This window comes from Sporichthya sp. (assembly GCF_013815995.1).
In the GTDB taxonomy this organism is placed as follows: Bacteria; Actinomycetota; Actinomycetes; order Sporichthyales; family Sporichthyaceae; genus Sporichthya.
The window spans coordinates 1-23,292 of sequence record NZ_JACDFE010000040.1; the positions used below are offsets into that span (position 1 = coordinate 1).

Consider the following 23,292-nt stretch of genomic DNA (forward strand, 5'->3'; position numbering starts at 1 on the left):
CCTACCACCGACGCCGCCGCCAAGCCGCGCTCGGCCGATTGACCCCCATCGAATACGAACTCATCATGACCACACCGGGCCATCAGGCCGCCTGACCCAACCTGTCACCAGTCCGTGCAGCAGACCCAAGTGCCCGGACGGTGTTGCTACGCGGTCCAGACGCGCGGGAAGAGTTCGCAATCGATCGGATCGCCGGGGGCGAGATCAGGTCTCGGGACGTGCCCGGTCAGGGCAGTGTTCGCCGCTGCAGATGTTGCGCGCGGGGCGTAGCGAACGTCGTCGCCGGTGTACATCGTGGCCAGCCCGCGGCGACGCCGAATGGCGACATTGGGCGGGGAGCCGTGCACCGTCCGCGGGTGATGCAGCAGCACATCGCCCGGCTCGCACACCCCGATCAACCAGTCGTGCCGGTCGTACTGCGCCGCGAAGTCGGGCAGGGGCTCGAACTCCTCGGCGCCGTCGTACGTCGAAGCCACGGGGTTGGTCTGGTCGAAGCTGCGGGCGCGATACACCGGCCCACGGTGCGAGCCCTTGAGGTACTGCACGGCTCCGTTGTCGACGTCCACGGAGTCCAACGGCACCCAGAACCGGATGATCTGCGTCCCGCTGAGCGGCATGTACGGAAGGTCTTGGTGGAAGGGCGTCACCTTGGTGGCGCCCTTCTCCCGGGCGAAGATCTGGTCGAGGTAGAAGTTCAGCCGGGTCGTCTCGGGCAATACCTGGCGAGCGAGTTCGACGAGCGGGCCCTGCCCGCCCCAAGCCTTGATCACCGGATCGAACATCGAGGAGTAGAGCAAGCTGAAGAAGCGCGGGCCGTCGCCTGCGGCGAAGTCGACCGCGGGCATTCCGCTGGCCACCATCAGCCGATCAACCGCGGCACTGAGGGCCTCGACCCACTCGAGCGGGATGACGCCCCGGACGACCGCGGCACCGTCGCGCTCGTACTCAGTCCGTTCGTCGACGCTGAGCTCACGGACCAGCCGGGCAACAGGAATCGGGATGTCGGTAGTGGACATGGCACGCTCCGAGGCGCGGCAAGGAAGTTCAACCATCCTGGGCGACAACTGTGATCCTGTCCACCGTCGCCCGGCACACCGGCCTGCCGATGAGACGGGGCGACCCTGCGGGCCATCCCAAGTGACGGAAGTTCAGCGACTACACATTGAACCTGAACTCCACGACGTCGCCGTCGCGCATCACGTAGTCCTTACCCTCGATGCGGACCTGGCCGCGGGACTTGGCCTCGTTCATCGAGCCCGCCGCCATCAGGTCCTCGAAGCCGACGACCTCGGCCTTGATGAAGCCGCGCTGGAAATCGGAGTGGATGACGCCGGCGGCCTCGGGGGCGGTGGCGTTCTGCTTGATCGTCCAGGCCCGGGATTCCTTGGGGCCGGCGGTCAGGTAGGTCTGCAGGCCGAGGGTGGCGAAGCCGACGCGGGCGAGCATGTGGATGCCGGACTCGGTCTGGCCGATCGACTGCAGCAGCTCCAGGGCCTCGGCCTCATCCAACTCGATCAGCTCGGACTCGATCTTGGCGTCGAGGAAGATCGCCTCGGACGGCGCGACGAGGGCGCGCAGCTCGGCTTTGAGTGGCTCGTCGCCGAGCTCGTCGGAGTCCATGTTGAACACGTAGAGGAACGGCTTCGCGGTCAGCAGGTGCAGCTCGCGAAGCGGGGCGGGGTCGAGGCCGGCGGAGTGCACGGTGCGGCCGGAGTCAAGGACTTCCTGAGCTTCGATGACGGCGGCCAGCGTCGCGGCGTTGCCCTGGGCGAGTTCCTTGGAGAGCCGGGTCTCCTTCTGCAGCCGCGGCAGCACCTTCTCCACCGTCTGCAGGTCAGCGAGGATCAGTTCGGTGTTGATGGTCTCCATGTCCGACTTCGGCGAGACCACGCCGTCGACGTGGACCACGTCGGGGTCGGTGAAGACCCGGATCACCTGGCAGATCGCGTCGGAGTCGCGGATGTTGGCCAGGAATTTGTTGCCGAGGCCCTGCCCCTCCGACGCGCCCTTCACGATGCCGGCGATGTCGACGAAGCTCACGGTCGCCGGGATGATCTTGGCCGAGCCGAACACCTCCGCCAGCCGTGCGAGGCGGGTGTCGGGGACGCCGACCACCCCGACGTTGGGCTCGATCGTCGCGAACGGATAGTTCGCCGCGAGCACGTCGTTCTTGGTCAGGGCATTGAAGAGGGTGGACTTGCCGACGTTGGGCAGGCCGACGATCCCGATGGTGAGACTCACGTGTCCGGAGTCTACGCGGCTGGAAGGACCCACCCGGCCGAGCACAGATCAGCTCGACGTTGCCTGTCGTTCGTCCGGCGTTCTTCTCTTGCGTGCATAAGGGTGCCGCCCTGACGTGAGGATCGCTTGCATGTCTACGGCGATCCGGGAGCGGCTCCGCCGCGGCGCGATCGGTGCCCTGGCCCTCACCCTCGCCCTGATCACCGCCGGCCTGGCCGCGGAGGTCCTCGCGACCGGCGACGGCCTGCCGCTCGGCAACGACGACCTCCAGGAGACCCGGGTCGTCCGACGGCCGGCGGACGGGGTCAAGCTGATCCGGATCTCCCGCGGCGAGGGCAGGGCCGACCCGGCGAGGATCGGCACCACCGCCCAGGGCCCGTGGCGGGTCCGGGTGTTGATCATCGATCCGGACGCCGCCGCCGGGCACCTGCGCGCCACCTTCGGCGCCGACCTCGGACGGACCGAGACGGTCACGGAACTGGCCCGCTACGAGAATGCGGTGGCGGGCACCAACGGCGGCTTCTTCGCCATCGGCGCGGACGCCGCGAGCCGCGGCAACCCGGTGGGGCTCGCGATCCACAACGGCGTCGTGGAGAGCGAGCCGACCTCCTACGCCCCGGAGACCCACTTCCTGCTCGACGCCGCGAACACCACCGCCCGGGTCACCAAGCTGAGGTGGAAGGGCACCCTCGCCCACGTTCCCTCCGGGACCAGGATCTCCCTGGACCACATCAACGAGCCGCCGATGCCTCCCGAAGGCTGCGGCGGTCCTCGCCGCGACCCCCTGGAGTGCCTGAGCCAGGGCGAGATCTCGGTCTTCACCTCGGAGTGGGGTCCGGTGACCCCGAGCGGTTCCGGGGTCGAGGCGGTGCTGGACAAGGCCGGCTGCCTGGTGACCTCGACGCCCCGGCGCGGAACGACGCTACGGCCCGGCCAGATCGCGGTGCAGGCGACCGGCCTGGACGCGCTCTCGCTCGTCGAGATGGTCGCCCTCGGCTGCCTGCGGCGCACCGACACCCTCACCGACTCCTCGGGCGCCCGGGTTCGGCTGACGCCGTCGACCTTCGCGGTCAACGGCCGCTACCAGTTGCTGCGGGCCGGCAAGGTCGTCGCGCCGACCGGGTCCGGCGGCTTCCTGGGGCGGAACCCACGCACGATCGCCGGGGTCACCGGTGACGGCCGCATCGTCCTGATCACCATCGACGGCCGCAGCCCCACCAGCGTCGGGGCGACGATGGCCGAGGCGGCCCAGGTCGCCAGATCGTTCGGCATGGTCGAAGCGGTCAATCTCGACGGCGGCGGCTCCTCGGTGATGTCCATCAACGGCCACGCCTCCAACAAGCCCAGCGACGGCCAGGAACGCTCGGTCGGCGATGCCCTGGTCTACGTGCCGGCGCCGTGGCGTCCCGAGATCTGACGTAGCGTCAGTCCGAGTCGTGGAAGAACCCTGCCCGCCAGGTGATGTCGGCGAGCAGGCGCTGACCGGCGACGCTGGGGTGGAAGAAGTCCCACTTGCTGATCTGGCCGCGGGTGAAGGTGGTCCGGAAGACCGCCTTCGCATCGAAGGTGCACATCGGCCCGTAGGCGGCGCACTCGGCCGCGAGCACCTCGTTGTACTGGATGATCCGGCCGCGCACCCGGTCCCGTCGATGAACGTCGGCCAGGTCCTCCGAGCCCGAACGGGCGAGCATCGACGGGCAGATGTCGAGCTCGGCCCAGGTCTTGCGGATGACCCAGGCCGAGTGGCCCACGGCCCACAACCGGCGCAGGTCGGGGACGCTCGCGATGAACACCCGGGCCTGGGGCAGGCCCTCCTGCAGGACGGCGAGCCCGGCCCGGATGTTGCGGCGGTAGTCCTCGATCGGCGTCATCTCCGCCTCGGACCTGGCACACGCGTCGTTGGCGCCGATCTCGATCGTCACGTAACCGGCATCGGCCGGGACGGCGCGGGCGGCCTGGCCGGCCAAGGCATCGGAACGGGCGCCGCTCCGGGCGAAGTTGGACTGCCCGGACAGGTCCGCCCCGAGCCTCTGCAACCGCAACCGATGGCTGTTCACCTCGCCGTCATCGCCGGTGCTCCACGACCGGTGGGTGCAGTCGCGGTAGAAGCCGCAGGCGTTGAAGCCCCGGGTGATCGAGTCCCCGAGCGCGGCGATCACGGCCGGCTCCCCGGTCCGCGAACCGCCCGGCGGCCCGACCGCGACGGCAGAGGGCGCTGCGGACAGCAGCCCGGACAGCACCGTCCCCACGAGTGCAAAGCTTGCCAAGACCGCAGTGACGGCCATCTTCATGCCGAGTCCCCCAACTCGCGGCCCCTCCCCCGGGGCGCGCAGCGAGCCTAGCCCCGCCTAACCGGCCGCGACCAGACCTTGCCGACATCTACCGGAGCGCAGCGCCAAGACTGTCGGTGGGCCCGTGCACCGTGTGACTCATGATCGATCTGGTGACGGTGTTTCTGGTTGGACTGGCGCTCGGCGTGGTGCTGGGCGCCTTCGTGGCGGTGCGATTCGCCCGCTCCGGCGACCCGGCCGGGTTCCCATCGCGCACCGGCCACGAGGCGGTCGGCGACACCCTCGGCCGTCTCGACGTGCGTCTGCGCGAGCTCGAGCTGGCGCGGGCCGGGGCTTACGGCGCCCTGACCCAGCAGGTCTCGATGACCCGGGAGGCCACCGAAGCGCTGGCCAGCCGGACCGGGGAACTGCTCACCGCGCTGCGCGCCCCGCAGACCCGCGGCCGCTGGGGCGAGCTCCAGTTGCGGCGGGTGGTCGAGCTGGCCGGCATGGCCCCGCACTGCGACTTCGACGAGCAGGTCAGCACCTCGACCGCCGACGGCACCGTGCGCCCGGACCTGGTGGTCCGCCTGACCGGCGGCCGCACGGTCGTGGTGGACGCCAAGGTGTCCCTGGCCGCCTACCTGGAGGCCACCACCGCGACCGGGGAGAGCCACCGCGAGGAACGCCTGCGCGCGCACGCTCGCGCGCTGCGCACCCACGTCGATCAGCTGGCCGGCAAGGAGTACTGGCGCTCCGTGCCCGGCAGCCCGGAGTTCGTCGTGCTCTTCCTGCCCGGCGAGGCCTTCCTCTCCCCCGCGCTGGAGCGCGACCCGGCCCTGCTCGATCACGCGCTCGGCGCCCGGGTGGTCATCGCCACCCCGACCACGCTGGTCGCGATGCTGCGCACGGTGGCCTGGAGCTGGCAGCAGGACACCTTGAGCACCCACGCCCGGGAGGTCTTCGACCTCGGCCGGGAGCTCTACGCCCGGCTGGCCACCATGGGCGAGCACGTCGACCGCCTCGGCCGGTCGCTGAATCGCGCGGTGGGCGACTACAACGCCTGCGCCGGTTCCCTGGAGAGCCGCGTCCTGGTCACCGCGCGCCGGATGCAGGACCTACGGGTCGTGACCGACGAGCTGCCCGCGCCGCGCGTCGCCGAGGGCACCGCACGGCCGCTGACCGCGACGGAGCTCGTCGTCCCTTAATAGCGACGCGCCTTAGAGTGGGGGGGTGACCACCCCCGCCGCTCCGGCCCGCCGCCGCGTGCTCCTCGCCGCCCCGCGTGGGTACTGCGCGGGCGTGGACCGTGCGGTGCAGACCGTCGAGAAGGCGCTGGAACTGCACGGCGCCCCGGTCTACGTGCGCAAGGAGATCGTGCACAACCAGCACGTCGTGACCACGCTGCGCGAGCGGGGCGCGATCTTCGTCGACGAGACCGACGAGGTGCCGGAGGGCGCGCTGGTCGTGTTCTCCGCGCACGGCGTTGCGCCGGTCGTGCACACCGAGGCCGCGGAGCGTTCGCTGCGCACCATCGATGCGACCTGCCCACTGGTCACCAAGGTGCACAACGAGGCCCGCCGGTTCGCCGCGCAGGACTACGACATCTTGCTGATCGGTCACGAGGGTCACGAAGAGGTGATCGGGACCGCCGGCGAGGCGCCCGACCACATCCACCTGGTCGACGGCCCGGACGACGTCGCCAACGTGACCGTGCGCGACCCGGCGCGGGTGGCCTGGCTCTCCCAGACCACGCTGTCGGTCGACGAGACGGTCTCGACGGTGACCAAGCTGCGCGAGCGCTTCCCGCTGCTCATGGACCCGCCGAGCGACGACATCTGTTACGCGACCCAGAACCGGCAGGTCGCGGTCAAGCAGATGGCCGCCGAGTGCGACCTGTTCATCGTGGTGGGCTCCCGCAACTCCTCGAACTCGGTGCGATTGGTCGAGGTCGCGTGCGAGTACGGCGCGAAGACGGGCTACCTGATCGACCACGCCGGCGAGGTCGACGAGGCCTGGCTGGACGGCGTCTCGACCATCGGGGTCAGCAGTGGCGCCTCCGTGCCCGAGGTGCTCGTCCGCGGCCTGCTGGAGTTCCTCGCCGAGCGCGGCTTCGGCGACGTCGAGGAGGTCCGCTCCGCGGAGGAGAAGCTGCTCTTCAGCCTCCCCAAGGAGCTGCGTCAACCCAAGGACCAACGTCAGCCGCGGACGGACCGCCCCGCCTGAGCTGAGCGCCAGGCCCGCAGCAGCTTCCCCTGGTCGGCCGGCCACCTGCCGACGGTGAGTGACGGCGAACTGCCTTCCACGCCTTCGATCCGCATCACGAAGTCCTGCAATGCCTCGACGGTGTACGGCGGACGCAGGCAGAGGAAGTAGGCCGCGCCGCGCGTTGCCTGCGCGACCATCACGTCCAGGTTTTCCGTCGGCGGGACCAGTGCGCTGCCGACGAACAGCGGGACCGGCCGGTGCCAACTGACCACCATTGACTCGGAGTGAGCCCGGCGCACGGAACCGAGCAGCCCCCACCGGGTGAGGTAGTGCCCGACGGTGGTGGTGCTCAGGTGCAGGCCGAAGCGCGCCGCGATGAGGTCCGCCAGCACGCGCCGCGACCAGACCGGCGAGCTCAGGCCGAGCTCGTCGGGCGCGTGCTGGGACAGCTCCTGCAGTAACTCGACCTGCTGCCGGCGGGACAGGGCGAACTGCTCGCCGGGGTTGCGGCCGCGCCGGTTCGGGTTCAACGCCTCCGGCCCGTTCAGCCGGTGCGCCCGGACCCACACTCCGACGGCGCGACGCGAGATGCCGAAGACTCGGCCCGCCTCCTGCTGGGACATGCCGGCCTCGACGGCCGCGACGACACGTCGCCGGAGGTCGGCTTGCCCCTCCGGCGACAATTTGCGCGCATCCATCGTGTGCATGTCCCCGTCAGGATGCGGCAGCGGTGTTTCGCCGCTGCAACGGTTCCTTTACCGCTGGCGTCCGTCCGCGATCGCGAACGGCAGGCCGGCGATGCCGGGGACCGTCGAGTCCGGCGGCCCGGGCGGTGCCGCGGGCACCGACTTCTTCACCGACTCCTCGTGCGCGTCGTGGTCCATGTCCGCGTGTGCGTCGGCCTTCTTCTTGCCGCCCTTCTTGGTCGTCTTCGTCCCGGCCTTGTCCGTCGCCTTCTTGCCGGTGGCCTTCTTGTCGGTGGCCTTCTTGTCGGTGGCCTTCTTGTCGGTGGTCTTCTTGTCCGTGGCCGCCTTCTTGTCGGTGCCCTTCGTGCCCTTGTTCGCCGCCTTGGCCGCCTTCGCGTCCAGGATGTGCAGCGTCATGAACATGTCCGGGTGGAAGCGGCAGATGATGTCGTAGTCCTGGGCGGTGTTGAAGGTCCAGCTGAACGAGGTCTCGGCCGGGATGTCCGGAGAGTTGATCTCGGAGCCCCCCTTCTGGACCACGCTGTGGATCGTGTTGCCGTCGGTCTCGTGGTTGGTCCAGGTGATGGTGTCCCCGACCGCGACCGTCATCTCGAAGGGGTTGAACTGCAGGTTCTTCTGCGAGACGGAGAACTGGCCGGCCGACGCCAGGGAGTCCTGCGCGCCCGCTTGGGTCGGGACGACCGTCGCCATCCCCAGGGCCAGCGCGGACACCGCCACGCCGCGGGTCCAGGTGCGCTGCGTGCTCAGAACCTTGCGCATGGGATCTCTCCTTGATCGGAACTGCCGTGAAATCTGATGAGTGCTCATGTCAGGTGGCCGAAACGTGGGCCTCGAAGGGGACGACAACCATGGCCGCCTCTCCGTTGATGTCCTGGACCGTGATCGCCAGCTCCCACTGGCCCTCGCGGGGGACGGTGAACGCACTGAAGAAGTGACCCTGACCCGTACTGCTCAGCGGGTGCTGGCCGGATTTCTCCACCCCGCTGACCGCCCGCAGTGAAACCAGCACGGTGCCGACGGGCAATGGACGTCCCTGGTCGTCGGTGACCGAGACGTGCAGTTCGTTGGGCAGGCCACCGAACGCCGGGCTGACCACCGCCTGGACGAAACCGCGGCCCTTCGACGCACCCGGTGGGACCTCCAGCGCCTTGCTGAACGCGACCGGCTCCTGACCGTCGACCACCTTCGCCAGCCGGAACCCGATCGTGGCGTCGGCGGGCGAGGCGGTCAGCAACGCCCGGTTGGTCGAGGCCGAGGACAGCGCGGCCAGTTCGGCCTCGTGCGCCGCCTCGGCCGGTTGGGTGGCGACCAGGGTCGCGGTGACCGCGAGCACCAGGGCACCGAGCCCGGTCTCCATCGCCACCACCCGGCCGAGCCGGCTGGAGCCGGCACTGACCGCTTCGGTGCGGGCGGTGGCGACGTTGCGCCGGGAGATCTTCCCTTCCGGGATCGCCTGCGCAGCGACCAGCCGTGGCGTGGCCCACCAACGGGCGAACCCACCCAGAGCCAGGATGCCGACCACCAGAGCGACCTTGATCATCAGCCAGTCGCCGTAGCTGGTGGAGGTCAGCGCGTCGGCCGATCCCACCTGTCGCCAGGCCTGGAGGAAGCCGGTGGCGACCAGCGCGATCACGCACACCGTGGCGGTGCGGGAGAACATCGGCACGGCTTTGGTCAGCGCCTCGGTGTCCTTCACTTTCAGCAGCAGCACCAGCAGCGCCGGCATCCCGCCCAACCACGCGGCCATCGCCATCATGTGCACCAGGTCGACGGGCAGGTTCACCAGCTTCCCGCCGCCGTCGGCGCTGTGCGTGGCCAGGCTCCAGGTCAGGGCGAGCACTCCGCCGACCGCGAGTGTCCCGACGACCGGCACTGTCCCGCTCACCCGGACCGCTTCGCCGCGGCTGCGCCGGAACCAGACGAGCAGGCCGACGACCACCAGCACGATGAGCGCCAGTCGCAGTACGAGCAACCTGCCGACGCGGGTCGAGAGACCGATGTCGAGACCGCTGACCATCCCGGAAAGACCGGTGCCCTCCACGAACGGGCCGTAGAGCAGCAGGCTCACCACGGAAGCCAGCCCGAGCGAACCCAGCCCGTACCACAGCAGCCGGCGCACGGCACTGACACCGAGGCCTTCTGGCCAGGCCAGCACGACCAGCAACATCGTCCCGACCGCGAGGGCCAGCCCGACGAACGCCACCCAGCGGGCCACCCCCAGGTAGAGCCCGAGCGCACCGCCGTCGGAGACCAGTGCGCCCGGCGTCGCGGAAGCGGTGGCCACCCCGACACTGAACCGGAACGAGCCTTGGATCGGGTGCCCGTCGTTGGACACCACGCGGTAGAGCACGGTGCGGGTGCCTGTGGCCAGACCCGTCGGCAGGGTGACCTGGAGCGTGGTGGCGTCGGCGCCGAGATGCGCCGGCAGGCCGATGGCCAACGCCGCGCCGGCCGGGTCGAGCACCTGCACGGTCGCGGTCTTAACATCGACCGTGTCGCTGAAGCTCAGCACGATGTCGGCCGGCTCCGCGGCCAGTACTTGGTCCGGTCGGGGGGTGGTGCCGATCAGGCTGGCGTGCGCCGAGGCCGGCGCGGCCAGGCCGAGCAGCGCGAGGCTGCTCAGCATGGCCACGACCATGAAGGCCGCCACGCTCCGACCTACCTGAACGCACACCTGACGGACCATCAGACCCCCGACTCGAAGTCGATCCGCCCCGCGGGCCGGGCCGCCTCGGTGTCCCCGACACCGGGCACGTGCGGCACGGTGACCGGGTTCGCCTCGGCGACGTCGACCAGGGTGACCATGCCGGTCATGCCGGCCGAGGTCTCCGAGTGGCTGAAGATGTGGCAGTGCAGCATCCAGGCACCGGTCCGGGTGGGTACCCAGACGATGTCGAAGGTCTGCCCGACCCCGAGCAACTGCGTGTCCGCCTTGAAGGGCTGCGGCAACCGATTGCCGTCCTGCGCCACCACCTCGAAGAAGCCGAGGTGCAGGTGGACGGAGTGGATCATCTCCGGCCCCGCGCCGATCAGCCGGATCCGCACCCGCTCGCCCACGCGGGCCGCGAGGCGGGTCGTGCTCGGGAAGCTCTTGCCGTTGATGACGAAGCCGAGCGCACCGTCGGAGAAGATCAGCGTGTAGTCGCGGTCGGAAGGAATGTCGTTGACCGCGGGAACCACGATGAGGGCGCCGAAGACACCGCGACCCTCCTGGTCGCCGCCCATGTGCGAGTGGTACCAGTGGGTGCCGGTGCTGATCGCGGTCCACTCGTAGATGTGCTGGGTCCCGGGCCGGATCGTCCGCTGGGTGATCCCGGGCACGCCGTCCTGCTCGTTCGGCAGGTCCATGCCGTGCCAGTGGATCGCGCTGCCTTCCTTCATCTTGTTGTCGACGATGAGCTTCAGCTTGTCGCCCTCGTTCACCCGGATGGTCGGGGCGGGGATGGTGCCGTTGACCGACAGGCCGTCCTTGATCATGCCGTCGGTGGTGGTGTGCTTCTTCGGCGCCAGGGTGAGGGTGAAGACCTTCTGATCCCCGACGAGCTCCCACGCGGCGAGCGTGGTGCCGTCGCCGAGGTCGACGGCCTCCTGCGAGGTCTGCGGCGCCAGCGGCGCCGCGGCCGGAGCAGCCGGGGCCTGCGCGACGGCCTGGGAATTGTCCTCCGGGACGAGGTGCACGAGGGCCGGCAGGGAGCCCAGGGCAACCAGGGCCAGGGCGGCAGTCAGCGCGGTGTTCCGAATCCGACGCGGGCCGAAGGCGCGGCGCGCGGTACGCGCATGCCGACGGCGGCCGGGGTCGGACAGCGGAGTGATGTCAATGCTGTCTGAGGGGCTGTCTGAGGGGCTGCCTGAGGGCTGGTGGTTCGACGATCCGATCGACATTGCGATCCCTTCCGGGAGGTGGTCGGAGGGGGCCCAGCGAGGCCGTGGCCGGGGTGCGCCGCGTCGCGCTCCCGGCATGAACGGCCGGAGCCGGGGGGCGCGGTCAGCGCCCCCCGGTCCGGGGTGATCAGCTGTGCTGGACTAGCACTTGCTCTTGAACTTGACCGGGTTCCGCTGCTTGCAGGTCAGCTGGTTGTTGGTCGCGTTCTTCGGCGCGTTCTGGACCCAGCCTTCGTAGGCGAGCGGGACCGTCATGACGCCCTGGCCACCGAAGCCGTTGAACTCCGTCACGGAGTCGTCCATGGCAGTGGCGGAGGTGGAGTCGGTCAGCAGTGACCCGACGATCGCGGCGTCCGACGGGTTGCCGTCGCCGTTCGGGTCGATGTCGATGACATCGATGACGTTGGCGAACTTGCTGGTGATGTAGGCGTAGTAGCCGCCACCCTTCTTCGCACCGAAGTTCACGCCGTGGCAGCCTGCGTGGCAGGGCAGCCAAGCGACGATCTTGTCCGTCTTCGGGTCCAGAATCGTCAGGTTCGACGTCAGGGTGTTCGCGTTGATGATCCCGGAGTTGTCCGGGGCCACCGCGATCTGGATGCCGAGGCCGCCGAAGTTGCCTGAAGCGCCGGAGATCGGGTCGTACTCGTTCCAGAGGTCGATCTTCTTGTAGTCGACCTTGCTGCCGTCATCCGCGATGCAGGCGGCCTTCTCGTTGGAGAAGCAGCTGATGCTCGCGCCGAGGAAGTCGGCCATGTAGGTCTTGCTGCCGGTCGGGTTCATGCCCGTGGCGATCGGGAACTCACCGGTCGGCTTGTGGACGAAGGTGCCCTTCTTGATGTTGACGAGCGACGCGTTGTAGAGGTTCACGTTGGGCGTGGCCATCCACTTGGCGTTGCCGGACATCCAGTGAGCGTGCGGGTGAGCGATGAGCTCGTCCGGGCTCGACACCGCGAGACGGCGGTCGATCCGGGTGGCACCCGGGGCGACCTCCATGACCGCGCCGCCGCCACCGAGAGCAACGTGCATCTGGTCGGTGTCGGTACGGGTCATGACGTGGGTCGGACCCGGGCCGACCTCGATCCGACGGACCAGCTTGCCGGTCTGACGGTCGAAGACGTCCAGCATGTTGCTGAACCACTCGGTCTGGTAGATGTACTTCTCGTTCTTGTCGGTCCACATGTTGTGCGGGTTGTTCATGTTGATCTCGGGAGCAGCGATCTTGCGATCAATGCTCCAGGTCTCGGCGTTGAGCATGGTCGCCGCACCGGACTTGGTCTTGCCGGCGTACCGCTCCATCTGCGTGTCGAACCAGACCTGGCCGACACCCGGCGTGGCCGGCTTCTGACCGACCTGCTTGAGCGTGGTCGGGTAGCTGAACTTGTCCTTCATGAAGGTCTCAAGCATGATCAGCTGCGGCGCGCCGGACTGGTCGAACGTCAGCAGCGGAGCCGGCGCGAAGCCGGGGTTCCACTCGGTGTCCGACGAGTCGCTGAAGTGCTGCCAGTTGCCCGGGTTCGTGATGACGAAGAACTTCTGGACCAGCTGGAACACGATGTCCGAGTAGGACGGAACGTTCATCCCGCGGCTCTTGATCCGCAGGTCGCTACCGAAGTCGACGCCCGGGGTGAGCGGGTCGTCCACCGCGACGGCGCCGAGCATGTACGGGTGCACCTTGCAGGCGAACGCGTACAGGCCGGGCTTGGTCAGCTGGACGGTGCGGCTGCCGATGAAGGCACCCGCCTGGTCGAACGGCATGCCCTCGGCGCCGTCCGGCCAGATGATGGCCGAGGCGAAGTGCGAGGTTTCGGTCTCGGCCTCGTTGACGTCGAAGTTGATCGTCACGGGCAGCAGCGAGGCGTCAGCCGCGCGGATGCCCTTGGTGAGCGCCATCAGCTTCGAACCGCTCGGGCTCGTCAACATGTTGAGCGGCTTGTCGGCCGGGGAGGTGGAAACCTCCGCGACGAACTGCGAGATGAGCGAGTCGAGCTCACCCAGCCGCGTGTCGCCCACCGGCAGCAGCGAGGCTGCCGTCGAGCGGACGGTGTCCAGGTTGAGCAGCTTGGCGATGTCGACCCCGAGGTCGGCGTAGGTCGGCGAGGCCGCCCCGGACGCCTGCACGTTGTGGATCTTCTCCGCCATGTCCAGGTTCATCATGTTGTTCAGGTCGGCTCCGGAGAGCGCGCCCTGGCCGATGACACTGGCGGTGTCACCGAGCAGACCACCGGGGTTGGCGGTGGGCATCACGGCAGCGGCGAGCGATCTCGTGCCGGAGATGTCCGTGCCGGTGTCGAACCAGTTGCCCTGGCTGTCCTTGAGCGTGAACAGAGCGGCCTGCGGACCGAAGGCGACCGGCGGAGCGGCCATCGGAGCGGCGACGGGAACGGCGGCGGCCGGGGTGTCCGACGCGACCGCGCCGGCCTGGGCGACGCCGATCATCGAGAGTGCGAGGGCCGAGGACACGGCCACCGAGCGCCCCATCCCGTGCCGACCCTTAAAGGTCAGCATGGTGGGTACTTTGCGCCTACCTGCTGCGCTCATACGTTGTCTCCTTCTTTAGGGGACCGGAGACTCGGAGTCCCCTCGTTGGGCTCCGGGTACCGGGGTGCTTCTGCGACAAGCTCAGGTGCATCCGGTGGCGGGCATTTCTTCCGAAGAACGCTGTGCTGAGTGGATTAGGACGGTTATGCGTTTCCTGAAAACTCGCTCCTGGTTACGCGCAGATCAATTAGAAATCGCCGGGAACCGCCGTCCGAGTGAGTACGACAGGGCTCTCACCTGCGGGAACGCAAATGGATCCCAGCGGCGCGCCCTGCGACGAGGGCAGCAGTGGCACCTATTTGCGCGCGCCGCTCGAATTCACGGCGCATCGTGATCCAGGCCATAGTGAGTACCGGTGCTCATTCGGAGACACGGTGTTCATCCGGCGGAAGCAACGCGGAATCACGTCGTGCCGACCATGAGGCTTCGCTTTCCTGCGCACCTGAGAAGTCCTCGAAAGGATCGCCCCCCGTGACCGACACCTTGGAGCACACGACGGCTCGGAAGCCGGTCCGCCGTCGCACCTGGATCGCCGGCGCGGTCGTCGCCGCCCTGGCCGTCGGGGTGACGGCAGTGCTCTTCTCGGGCGGGGACTACAAGCCGGAGTTCCCGGTCGTGAAGATGACCCCGACCAACCACGAGGTGATCTACGAGGTCAACGGCACCGGGATCGCCCCGGTGATCTCTTTCATCGTCGGCGAGAACAACCTCGAGCAGACCGCGCTCCGCCAGCCGATGCCGTGGCGAACCACGATCCAGTTGCCGGTCGGCCCGGCCGGGGGCTTCGCGAACGTCGAGGTCCGCAGCCCGGGGACCGGCGCGGGATCGCTGGCCTGCCGGGTCTTCGTCGACGGCGTCCTGGTGGCGGAGAAGGCCTCGACCGACGGGCTGACGAGCGTCTCCTGCGCCGCGCGCATCGCACCGGAGTACGTGAAGTAGTTGCCCCCGGCGGACGCCCTGGGACGCCTCGGCGTGTCTCAACGTGATGAGGCGTGCGCGCTGCGTCCCGTCACGGTGCAGCGTCACTCCGGCGCGACGACTTGTCCCGATGTGAGCCGCATCGCACAATGCCCGGATGCAATCCTCCGCCGCGACGCTGCAGACCGAAGTGCCGACGATGGCGGCGCACCTGTTCGAGCTCAAGCAGGTCACCGGCGCCGAGATCACCTTCGGCGGCACCCGGGCCGGCATTGACACCCCTGCGGTGCTCACGACCTTCGTCGGCTCCAAGTCCGAGGCGCTGCGCGGCGTCCAGGTCGAACTGGGCCGCGGCCTGGGCGGCAAGGCGATGTCCGTGGGCCTCCCGATCCACGTGCGCGACTACGGCACCGCGCGGGGCATCACGCACGAGTACGACGTCCCGGTGAAGCAGGAGGGCCTGCACGCGCTGCTCGCCGTGCCGATCCTGAGCCGCGCGGGCGCGACCGGCGTCATCTACGCCGGCCTGCGCCGACCGGAACTGATCAGCGAGCGCGTGATGGACCGCGCCGTCGCGGTCGCCCGGCGCATGGAGTACGAGGCCGCGGTGACCGCGGAGGTCAACCGCCGCCTGGCCGAGCTGACTGCCGCGATGCACACCCCGCAGGCCGGCGCGGACCAGCGCCTCCGTGACGTCCACGCCGAACTCGGCCTGATCCGCAGCACCGCGAGCGGAAGCACCCGCCAGCTCATCGACGACCTGATGCACCGCCTGGCCGGGACGATGCGCGGAGCCGGTTTCGACGGCGACGCCGACGCGCTGGTCAACCTCACCCCGCGCGAGCTCGACGTCATCACCCAGGTGGCGATCGGGTGCTCCAACGCCGAGGCCGGCGAGCGGCTCGGCGTCGGGGAGTCGACGGTGAAGTCCTACCTGCACGTGGCGATGCGCAAGCTGAACGCACGCAACCGGGTCGAGGCCGTCACCGCGGCCCGCCGCGCCGGCCTCATTCCGTAGCTGCTTGGCGCCTGCGGTGATCCGGCGGGATGCATCGCAAGGCGGAGGAGGAAGCCGTGTACGCAGTACCGGCGACGACGACAACGCCGCGAGGCGCCCGCCGGGCGCCGCAGGTCAGCGGGAGAGACCGCGGCTGATGACGAGCCGCTGGATCTGGTTGGTGCCCTCGAAGATCTGCATGATCTTGGCCTCGCGCATGTAGCGCTCCACCGGGAAATCCCGGGTGTAGCCGTACCCGCCGAAGACCTGGACGGCGTCGGTGGTCACCTTCATCGCCGCGTCGGAGCAGACCAGCTTGGCCACCGAGGCGTTGCGGCTGTACGGCCGCCCGGCGTCCCGGCGGCGGGCCGCGTCCAGGTAGGTGGCGCGCGCCGAGTCCACCGCCGCGGCCATGTCCGCGAGCAGGAAACCCAGGCCCTGATGGTCGACGATCTTGCGACCGAAGGTGGTCCGCTCGTTGGCATAGTCCACCGCGGCGTCCAGCGCGGCCTGGGCCAGGCCGGTCGCGCACGCCGCGATGCCGAGCCGGCCGGCATCGAGGGCGCTGAAGGCGATCTCCAGGCCCTGGCCCTCCGCCCCGATGAGCCGGTCGGCCTCGAACTCGACCCCGTCGTAGAACGCGTTCGTGGTCGGGATGGCGTGCAGGCCCATCTTCTCCTCGGGCTTACCGAAGGACAGGCCCTCGGCGTGGCCCGGCCCGAGGAAGCACGAGATTCCGCGCGATCCCTCGCCGGTGCGGGCGAACAGCGCGTAGTAGTCGGCGATCCCGCCGTGGGTGATCCAAGCCTTGGTCCCGGTCACCCGGAACCCTGTCTCGGTCTTCTCCGCCTTGCAGATCAGGGCGGCGGCGTCCGAACCGGCCTGCGGCTCGGACAGGCTGTAGCCGCCGATCAGGCGCCCGGCCAACATCTCCGGCAGCCACTGCTCCTGCTGGGCCGGCGTGCCGAACTTGTGCACCGGGTGGATCGAGAGAGCCTGCACGCTGGTCGCCACCGCCACTGCGGCCCAGCGCGCCGCGAGCTCCTCCAGCACCTGCAGGTAGACCTCGTACGGCTGTCCCCCACCGCCCCACTGCTCCGGGTACGGCAGCCCGAGCAGACCGACCCGCGCCATCGAGGCGAACAGGCCCTCGGGGTAGGTCTCGGTCTTCTCGTGCGCCTCGACCCGGGACAACAGTTCGTTGTCCGCGAAGTCGCGGGTCAGCGCGATCAGGTCGCGCGCTTCTTCGGTCGGGAGTAAACGGTCGACAGCCACGCATCGACGATAACGGCCGACCCCGCCACGGGGATAAGGAGAGGCCCGCCCTCTCCCGTTCGGGAGAGGGCGGGCCTGGAACAAGCGGACCCGGGCGGGGTCAGCTCTCGTGCGGCGCCTTGTAGGTCTTGGCGTCCGGGAACTCCTTCAGGGCCTGGACCTGCTTCAGACCACCGGGAGAGTCCTTGTCGACCTGCCCGATGTAGACGGTGCGCGAGGACGGCGAACCCGGCTTGGAGAAGTCGAGGTCCGAGACCAGCTTGTCGGTGGTGATGTTGTTGCTGGACTTCAATGCCGCGTTGATGCCCGCGCGGCTCAGGTCCTTGGCGTCACAGGCCTTCTGCAGGATCTGACCCCAGATCAGGCCCTGGGCGTAGCCGTACTGCACCGTGAAGCTCGGCTTGACATCCGGGTTCTCGGCGATGAACTTGGTCGCGACCTCCTTGGCCTTGGGCACGCTCGAGTCGAACGGCACGGCCGAGGCCACCACGTAGAGCTTGCTCAGGGCGGGAGCGGCCGGCGTGTCCAGCAGCGCCGGCGCGAATACCGGGCTGTTGCCGATCATCGGCACGTTCAGGCCGAGCCCGACGTTGTTGGTCGCGGCGGACGCGGTCTGGGCCGGCGAGGTCGTCAGCGCGATGGCCGTGACCTTGTCGCTCTTGAACTTGGTGACGAGGCTCTTCATGTCGGTGTCGGTCGAGGTCACCTTGGCCTCGGACACCTTCAGGCCGTTCTTCTCGGCGAAGTACTTCGACCCGGCCAGACCGTTCGCGCCGTACTCGCCGTCGATGTAGATGTGGCCGATCGTGTCGCCCTTCTTGAGGTCGCCCTTCTCAAGCAGGTAGTCCAGGCCGTTGATGATCTCGAGGTCGTAGGTGGTGCCGACGATGATCACGTAGGGCTGGTCGAGCAGCTCCGAGCTCCAGGACACCGCCATCGTGGTGACCTGCTTGTCGTTGATGTCGGTCTTCAGGGCGGCGATCATCGGCGAGCCGAGCAGTTCCATGAACCCGGCGACGTTCGGCTCGAGGTCCGGGAATTGGATGGTCGCTGTCTCGGCCTTGTAGCCGTGATCCCGCGACTCCAGCTGGATCTGGCGGGCGCAGACTCCGCCCTTGGCGTTGACCTCGTCCACCCACATCTTGTGGCCGGCCTGCAGCGTGGTGCTGAAGTCCTTGAACGGACCGGTCAGGTCCGTCATGACGCCGAGGGTGATGCTGTCGTCGCTGATGCCGGGGCCGGTCTTGACGCCACTGGCGTCGGCACCGCCGGAATCGGCTTCGTCGTCACCGCCGCCACAGGCGGCCAGGACGAGCGCACCCGCGATGACGAGGGCTGGAACCTTGAGGGACTGGCGCATGCTGTTCAGCTTCCTTTCGGGGACAGGAGCGTGGAACCAAGCTGCGTTCGGGCGGCCGTCGCCTTGAGCCGGCGCCCGAGGGCGGCGAGCCCGCCCGGCTCGAAGAGGACCACGATGATGATCGCGGCGCCGTACACGAACGAGGTGAAGATCGCCGGCGTGATCGCATTTGCGCCCGAAGTACCGAACAGCTCATTGCCACCGATCATGATGGTGAGCATCCCGGGCAGGCCGAAGACCAGGACGGACCCGGCGATCGCGCCGCCCACCGATCCCAGCCCGCCGATGAGGATCATCGCCAGGAACGCGATCGCGACCACGATGCTGTACGTGCCGGCGAATTCACTCTCGTCCGGCTTGAGCAGGCGGTACCACATCACGGTCATGACGCCGGCGAGTCCGGCGTACCCGGAGGAGATCGCGAACACTTCGGCCCGGACCCGGGGGACGTTCACGCCCAGCGCGGAGGCGGCCGATTCGTTGTCCCGGACCGCCCGCCAGGCCCGGCCAGGCCGACTGCGCACGGCGCCCCAGGCCAGCAGGGCAGCGATCAACAGGAGGAGCGCGAAGAGGTACCAGACCCGCTGCTCGCGCTCCATGGCCTGGCCGAGGAACGAGATCTCGGGGTCATTGCGCAGCGTCTTGATCCCGAAGAGATTCAGGTCGGGTGAGGGACGGCCACTCGCGGTGCCGCCGGAGAGCGAGGTCCACTGCTGGCCCAGGTACAGGCCGACGTAAACCAGGGCGAGCGTGGCGACGCCGAGGTACACCCCGCGGACCCGGCCGGAGACCGGCGCGAACGCCAAGCCGAGGGCGGCCGCGACCAGGATGGCGCCGATCAGGGCGACCAGCGAGGGCAGTCCGAAACCCACCTTGCCCGGCGCGTCCTCACTGCCGAGTACGCAGTAGGTGGCGCCACCGACGAACATGAAGAACGGGTGCGCGAGGGACAGCTGGCCGGCCTGACCGGTGAGCAGCGTGAGCCCGATGGCCGCGACGGCGCCGATCATCACGTACTGGCCGACCCGCAGCCACGACGGCTCGAAGTACAGCGGCGGGGTGAGCACGATCAACGCGATCACGAGCCGGACGCCCCACCTGAACAGCGTCGCGGGGTTGCTCAGCAGGCCGCCGCGCCGGCCATGACTCGGGGTCTCGGCGGGTGGGTCCGCGGTCAGGGTTCCCTCAGACACGCGTTCGCTCCCGGGTGCCGAAGAGCCCGCTCGGCCTCACGATCAGCACCGTGAGCATCACGACGTACACGGCCACCTTGGAGAACTCGAAGGAGATGTATTGCGCGGACAGCGCCTCGGTCAGGCCGACGATCGCGCCGCCCACGATCGCCCCTTCGGTGGAGTCCAGCCCGCCGATGATCGCCGCCGGGAAAGCCACCAGGGCGATCGCATGCGTACCTCGGGAGAGACCCGAGCCGGAGAAGTCCTGGGTGGCCAGGAAGAGCACGGCCACTCCGGCGAGTACACCGCCGATCACCCAGGCCGCAGCGGTGACCCGGCCGCGCCGGATGCCCATCAGGGCGGCGGCCTCGCGGTTCTCCGCCTGCGCCCGCATCGCCACCCCCCAGCCGGTGAGGCGGAAGGCGAGGAAGAAAAGCGTCACCAAAACCGCGCCGACGGCCAGCGCGATCAGTTGGGTGCGGAAGAAGGTGATGTCGCCGACCTGAATCGGCTTGCCGTCGTAGGGGCGGCCGAGGAACGGCAGCTCGACGCCGAGGCGGCGAATGATCTCCTCGGTCAGGATCACGTCCACTCCGATCGTCAACAACGCGAGCGCGATCGGATCGGCCAAGGGCCTTCGGGCGACCAGCACCCTTTCGATGAACAGCGCTCCCAAGCCGGCGGTCGCGACACCCAGGATCGCCGAAACCGTGAAACCGAGGTCGTCCTGCGTGCGTACGGCGACATAGCCGCCGAGCAGCACGAACGATCCGTGGGCGAAGTTCAGCACCCCGCTGGCCTTGAAGATGATCACGAAACCGAGCGCGAGTAAGGCGTACACCGCGCCCTTGCCCAGGCCATTGACCATGACCTGGATGAAGGTGTTCATTCCTGTTCTCCCAGGTAGGCGCGGATGACTTCGGGGTCGTTGCGTACCTCGGCGGGGGTGCCGTCGGCCACGACCTTGCCGAAGTCGAGCACGGTGATCCGGTCGGCCACGCCCATGACCAGCGTCATGTCGTGCTCGACCAGCAGGATCGAGATCTCCAGGGCGTCCCGGACGACCTTGATCAACTCGGCGACCTCGGCGGTCTCACCGGCGTTCATGCCGGCAGCCGGCTCGTCGAGCAGGAGCACCTCGGGCTCGGTGGCCAGGGCGCGGGCGATGTCGACGCGCTTCGCGTCGCCGTAGGACAGGCCGCCGACCGGAGCGTGCAGGAGGCGCTCGATGCCGAGGAACTCGCAGATCTCCACGGCCCGGGCGGTGTGCTTGGCCTGCTCGGACATCATCGAGGGCCACCGCGCTCCGGCCGCCATGAATCCACCCCGGGTGCGGCAGTGCCGCGCGAGCATGACGTTGTCCAGCACGGTCGAGTGCATGGACAGCGCGAGGTTCTGGAAGGAGCGGCCCAGGCCCTTACCGGCGAGCTGGTGCGGGTGCATGCCGGTGACGTCGTTACCGCCGAGCCGGACCGCCCCGCGGTCGGCCCTGTAGACGCCGCAGATGACGTTGAAGCAGGTCGACTTACCGGCGCCGTTCGGCCCGATCAGCGCGTGGATGTTGCCCGGCGCGACCCCGAAGCTCACCTTGTCCAGGGCCTTCACGCCGCCGAAGCTCAGAGCGAGGTCGTCGACCTGCAGTGCGGGGGTCGCAGCTGGACTCATGTACTCAGCCCTGCCATTTCGACAGCGTGCGGCGGGCGACCGGGGTCGCCGGCTCGGCGTCGGTTCCCTCCGCGGATTCTGACAGAGTGTCATCCTGGGAGTCGCCGTGGCCGCCGAGATAGAGCGCGGCCAGTTCGGGCGAGTCCTTCACATCGGCGGCACGGCCCTTCAGCGCGAGCCGGCCGACCTCGAGCACCACGACGTCCTCGGCCACCTTCAGCGCCATCGCCGCATTCTGCTCGACCAGCAGGACCGCGGTCCCGGCGGCATTGATCTCGCGGATGATCTCGCCGATCAGCGTGATCATCTTCGGCGCCAGTCCGAGCGACGGCTCGTCGAGCAGCAGCAGTCTCGGGCTGGACATCAGCGCGCGGCCCATCGCGAGCATCTGCTGCTCACCGCCGGAGAGCAGCCCGGCGCGCTGCGTGCGCCGCTCGGCCAGGCGCGGGAACAGCTCGAAGACCCGGTCCCGGGCCGGCTCACGCTTCTCCTTGGCGACGATCAGGCCACCGGCGCGCAGGTTCTCCTCGACGCTCATGGTCGTGAAGACCTGCCGGCCCTCGGGGACCTGGACGACGCCGGCCATGACGATCTCGGCCGGGTCCAGTTTGGCGAGGTCGCGGCCCTCCAGGGTGATGGAGCCGGAGGTCACCTTGCCCCGGTGCAGTGGCAGCGTGTTGGAGATCGCCCGCAGCAGGGTCGACTTCCCGGCGCCGTTCGCACCCAGTACCGCGGTGACCGAGCCGGGAGGTACGTCAACGTCAACGTCGGCCAGACCCTGAATGGTCCGGCCGTAACGGACCGTAAGATCCGACACCTGGAGCAACACGTGACACATCCTGGTGCCCCGGACACCGGAGTCACAACGGCCGCGCCGCGGTAACCCCCCAAAAGTTGGCTAGTGCAATCGAGTTGTGACCCCGGAGCCCTATTTGTGCCCCTGACCGGCGCAAATGCTGCCCACAGTGGGCCCCTAGGCTGGACCCGTGCCCCTGGAGACCACCGCCGAGTCGCCGGTTCCGGTCCGCACCGTCGCCCACCTCATCGGGCAGTGGATCGCCAAGCTCGGCAAGGTCTGGGTCGAGGGCCAGGTCACTGCGGTGGTCCGCCGGCCCGGTGCCTCCACGATGTTCGTCACGCTGCGCGACCCCATCGCCGACGTCAGCCTCCAGGTGACCTGCTCCCGGGCGCTGTTGGACTCGGTCGTGCCCTCGGTCGAGGAGGGCTCCCGGATCGTGGTGTTCGGCCGGCCCACCTTCTACGTGCCGCGCGGCTCGGTGTCCTTCGTCGCGGAGGCGATCCGCACCGTCGGCATCGGGGAACTGCTGGCCCGCCTGGAGCACCTGCGCCGGGTGCTGGCCGCGGAGGGCCTGTTCGACGCTCGCCGGAAGCGTTCGCTGCCGTTCCTGCCCGGGCGGGTCGGCCTGATCTGTGGCCGGGCCAGCGCCGCCGAGCGCGACGTCCTGGAGAACGCCCGGCGGCGGTGGCCGGCGGTGGCATTCGACGTGCGGGAGGTCGCGGTCCAGGGCCCGTACGCGGTGGCCGAGATCCTGAAGGAGTTGGCTGCCCTCGACGCCGACCCGGCGATCGAGGTGATCGTGCTGGCCCGCGGCGGCGGCTCGGTGGAGGACCTGCTGCCGTTCTCCGACGAGACCCTGGTCCGCGCGGTGGCCGCGGCGCGGACCCCGGTGGTGAGCGCGATCGGGCACGAGCAGGACAGCCCCTTGGTGGACTCGGTCGCCGACGTGCGCGCCTCCACCCCCACGGACGCGGCCATGCTCGTGGTGCCGGACGTCGCCGAGCAGCAAGGCCTGGTCGACGGGCTGACCCGGCGGTCTCTGCGCGCGGTGGAGGCCCGCCTCGCGCGCGAGCACGCGATCGTGACCGGCCTGTGCAGCCGGCCGGTGCTGGCCGACCCCGGGGCGGGCCTGCGCCGGGCCACCCAGCAGGCCGACGAGCTGCGGGATCGGGTCCGACGCTGCCTTTCTCACCTGCTGGACCGGGCCGGCGACGACCTGCGGCACCGCCAGGAGCGGGTCCGCGCGCTGTCCCCCGC

20 protein-coding genes are annotated in these 23,292 nt (G+C 69.3%); 6 read left to right on the plus strand and 14 right to left on the minus strand.

The genetic code is table 11. From position 1 onward, the window contains the following. Positions 1-146: 146 nt before the first annotated feature. Positions 147-1,016, minus strand: a complete 870-nt coding sequence (locus H0X00_RS06860; protein ID WP_293768390.1) for a phytanoyl-CoA dioxygenase family protein — start codon at positions 1,014-1,016, stop codon at positions 147-149. A gap of 139 nt (positions 1,017-1,155) precedes the next feature. Then, positions 1,156-2,241, minus strand: coding sequence for a redox-regulated ATPase YchF (gene ychF, locus H0X00_RS06865; protein WP_293768392.1), 1,086 nt, complete (start codon positions 2,239-2,241; stop codon positions 1,156-1,158). Between the two features lie 130 nt (positions 2,242-2,371). On the opposite strand from ychF, the gene H0X00_RS06870 reads away from it, so the two are divergent. Then, positions 2,372-3,658 (plus strand): phosphodiester glycosidase family protein, encoded by a 1,287-nt coding sequence (locus H0X00_RS06870; protein ID WP_293768394.1) that lies wholly within the window; start codon positions 2,372-2,374, stop codon positions 3,656-3,658. Between the two features lie 7 nt (positions 3,659-3,665). Here H0X00_RS06870 and H0X00_RS06875 read toward each other — a convergent pair whose 3' ends face one another. After that, entirely contained in the window at positions 3,666-4,532 is an 867-nt protein-coding gene (locus H0X00_RS06875) for a GDSL-type esterase/lipase family protein (RefSeq protein WP_293768396.1), read from the minus strand. A gap of 140 nt (positions 4,533-4,672) precedes the next feature. On the opposite strand from H0X00_RS06875, the gene H0X00_RS06880 reads away from it, so the two are divergent. Continuing rightward, positions 4,673-5,719: a DNA recombination protein RmuC gene (locus H0X00_RS06880; protein WP_293768398.1), complete on the plus strand. Its 1,047-nt coding sequence runs from the start codon at positions 4,673-4,675 to the stop codon at positions 5,717-5,719. Positions 5,720-5,744: 25 nt separating this feature from the next. Further along, entirely contained in the window at positions 5,745-6,737 is a 993-nt protein-coding gene (locus H0X00_RS06885) for a 4-hydroxy-3-methylbut-2-enyl diphosphate reductase (protein WP_293768400.1), read from the plus strand. Here H0X00_RS06885 and H0X00_RS06890 read toward each other — a convergent pair. From H0X00_RS06890 to H0X00_RS06910, 5 genes are all read right to left on the minus strand, one after another. Beyond that, complete coding sequence (locus tag H0X00_RS06890; RefSeq protein ID WP_293768402.1) at positions 6,710-7,417, minus strand: helix-turn-helix domain-containing protein; 708 nt, start codon at positions 7,415-7,417, stop codon at positions 6,710-6,712. The genes H0X00_RS06885 and H0X00_RS06890 overlap by 28 nt on opposite strands. Positions 7,418-7,474: 57 nt before the next feature. Next, on the minus strand, positions 7,475-8,185 hold the full coding sequence (locus H0X00_RS06895) for a plastocyanin/azurin family copper-binding protein (RefSeq protein ID WP_293768404.1): 711 nt from the start codon (positions 8,183-8,185) through the stop codon (positions 7,475-7,477). Between the two features lie 49 nt (positions 8,186-8,234). Next, positions 8,235-10,076 (minus strand): CopD family protein, encoded by a 1,842-nt coding sequence (locus tag H0X00_RS06900; RefSeq protein ID WP_293768406.1) that lies wholly within the window; start codon positions 10,074-10,076, stop codon positions 8,235-8,237. Positions 10,077-10,111: 35 nt separating this feature from the next. Continuing rightward, positions 10,112-11,308: a multicopper oxidase domain-containing protein gene (locus H0X00_RS06905; protein WP_293768408.1), complete on the minus strand. Its 1,197-nt coding sequence runs from the start codon at positions 11,306-11,308 to the stop codon at positions 10,112-10,114. A 141-nt stretch (positions 11,309-11,449) separates the two neighbouring features. Further along, the gene (locus tag H0X00_RS06910; protein ID WP_293768410.1) at positions 11,450-13,813 is read right to left on the minus strand and encodes a copper oxidase; all 2,364 of its coding nucleotides are present in this window, start codon (positions 13,811-13,813) and stop codon (positions 11,450-11,452) included. 504 nt (positions 13,814-14,317) lie between these two features. On the opposite strand from H0X00_RS06910, the gene H0X00_RS06915 reads away from it, so the two are divergent. Together H0X00_RS06915 and H0X00_RS06920 are read left to right on the plus strand one after the other, a co-directional pair. After that, positions 14,318-14,785 carry an MmpS family transport accessory protein gene (locus H0X00_RS06915; protein ID WP_293768412.1) on the plus strand — a complete coding sequence of 156 codons (468 nt, stop codon included), beginning with the start codon at positions 14,318-14,320 and terminating at the stop codon, positions 14,783-14,785. A 136-nt stretch (positions 14,786-14,921) separates the two neighbouring features. Beyond that, entirely contained in the window at positions 14,922-15,782 is an 861-nt protein-coding gene (locus H0X00_RS06920) for a LuxR C-terminal-related transcriptional regulator (protein WP_293768414.1), read from the plus strand. A gap of 114 nt (positions 15,783-15,896) precedes the next feature. Here H0X00_RS06920 and H0X00_RS06925 read toward each other — a convergent pair whose 3' ends face one another. From H0X00_RS06925 to H0X00_RS06950, 6 genes are all read right to left on the minus strand, one after another. Continuing rightward, positions 15,897-17,036, minus strand: coding sequence for an acyl-CoA dehydrogenase family protein (locus tag H0X00_RS06925; RefSeq protein WP_293768416.1), 1,140 nt, complete (start codon positions 17,034-17,036; stop codon positions 15,897-15,899). A 100-nt stretch (positions 17,037-17,136) separates the two neighbouring features. Then, complete coding sequence (locus H0X00_RS06930; protein ID WP_293768418.1) at positions 17,137-18,396, minus strand: ABC transporter substrate-binding protein; 1,260 nt, start codon at positions 18,394-18,396, stop codon at positions 17,137-17,139. Between the two features lie 5 nt (positions 18,397-18,401). Beyond that, a complete protein-coding gene (locus H0X00_RS06935) occupies positions 18,402-19,589 on the minus strand; it encodes a branched-chain amino acid ABC transporter permease (protein ID WP_293768420.1) in 1,188 nt (395 codons plus the stop codon). Continuing rightward, positions 19,582-20,460, minus strand: a complete 879-nt coding sequence (locus H0X00_RS06940; RefSeq protein ID WP_293768422.1) for a branched-chain amino acid ABC transporter permease — start codon at positions 20,458-20,460, stop codon at positions 19,582-19,584. Before H0X00_RS06940 ends, H0X00_RS06935 begins: the two co-directional genes overlap by 8 nt. Further along, entirely contained in the window at positions 20,457-21,236 is a 780-nt protein-coding gene (locus H0X00_RS06945) for an ABC transporter ATP-binding protein (RefSeq protein WP_293768424.1), read from the minus strand. The genes H0X00_RS06940 and H0X00_RS06945 overlap by 4 nt, the downstream gene beginning before the upstream one ends. A 4-nt stretch (positions 21,237-21,240) precedes the next feature. After that, positions 21,241-22,062, minus strand: coding sequence for an ABC transporter ATP-binding protein (locus H0X00_RS06950; RefSeq protein ID WP_367186470.1), 822 nt, complete (start codon positions 22,060-22,062; stop codon positions 21,241-21,243). 160 nt (positions 22,063-22,222) lie between these two features. Between H0X00_RS06950 and xseA the strand changes: the two genes are divergently transcribed. Further along, a partial coding sequence (xseA, locus tag H0X00_RS06955; protein ID WP_293768428.1) for an exodeoxyribonuclease VII large subunit occupies positions 22,223-23,292 on the plus strand: 1,070 nt, incomplete at its 3' end.

Bases quoted from the DNA above. Each gene is read 5' to 3' on its own strand.
- H0X00_RS06860 (WP_293768390.1), bottom strand. From the start codon at position 1,016: ATGTCCACTACCGACATCCCGATTCCTGTTGCCCGGCTGGTCCGTGAG.
- H0X00_RS06870 (WP_293768394.1), top strand. From the start codon at position 2,372: ATGTCTACGGCGATCCGGGAGCGGCTCCGCCGCGGCGCGATCGGTGCC.
- H0X00_RS06875 (WP_293768396.1), bottom strand. From the start codon at position 4,532: ATGAAGATGGCCGTCACTGCGGTCTTGGCAAGCTTTGCACTCGTGGGG.
- H0X00_RS06880 (WP_293768398.1), top strand. From the start codon at position 4,673: ATGATCGATCTGGTGACGGTGTTTCTGGTTGGACTGGCGCTCGGCGTG.
- H0X00_RS06890 (WP_293768402.1), bottom strand. From the start codon at position 7,417: ATGGATGCGCGCAAATTGTCGCCGGAGGGGCAAGCCGACCTCCGGCGA.
- H0X00_RS06895 (WP_293768404.1), bottom strand. From the start codon at position 8,185: ATGCGCAAGGTTCTGAGCACGCAGCGCACCTGGACCCGCGGCGTGGCG.
- H0X00_RS06905 (WP_293768408.1), bottom strand. From the start codon at position 11,308: ATGTCGATCGGATCGTCGAACCACCAGCCCTCAGGCAGCCCCTCAGAC.
- H0X00_RS06910 (WP_293768410.1), bottom strand. From the start codon at position 13,813: ATGCTGACCTTTAAGGGTCGGCACGGGATGGGGCGCTCGGTGGCCGTG.
- H0X00_RS06920 (WP_293768414.1), top strand. From the start codon at position 14,922: ATGCAATCCTCCGCCGCGACGCTGCAGACCGAAGTGCCGACGATGGCG.
- H0X00_RS06930 (WP_293768418.1), bottom strand. From the start codon at position 18,396: ATGCGCCAGTCCCTCAAGGTTCCAGCCCTCGTCATCGCGGGTGCGCTC.
- H0X00_RS06940 (WP_293768422.1), bottom strand. From the start codon at position 20,460: ATGAACACCTTCATCCAGGTCATGGTCAATGGCCTGGGCAAGGGCGCG.
- H0X00_RS06945 (WP_293768424.1), bottom strand. From the start codon at position 21,236: ATGAGTCCAGCTGCGACCCCCGCACTGCAGGTCGACGACCTCGCTCTG.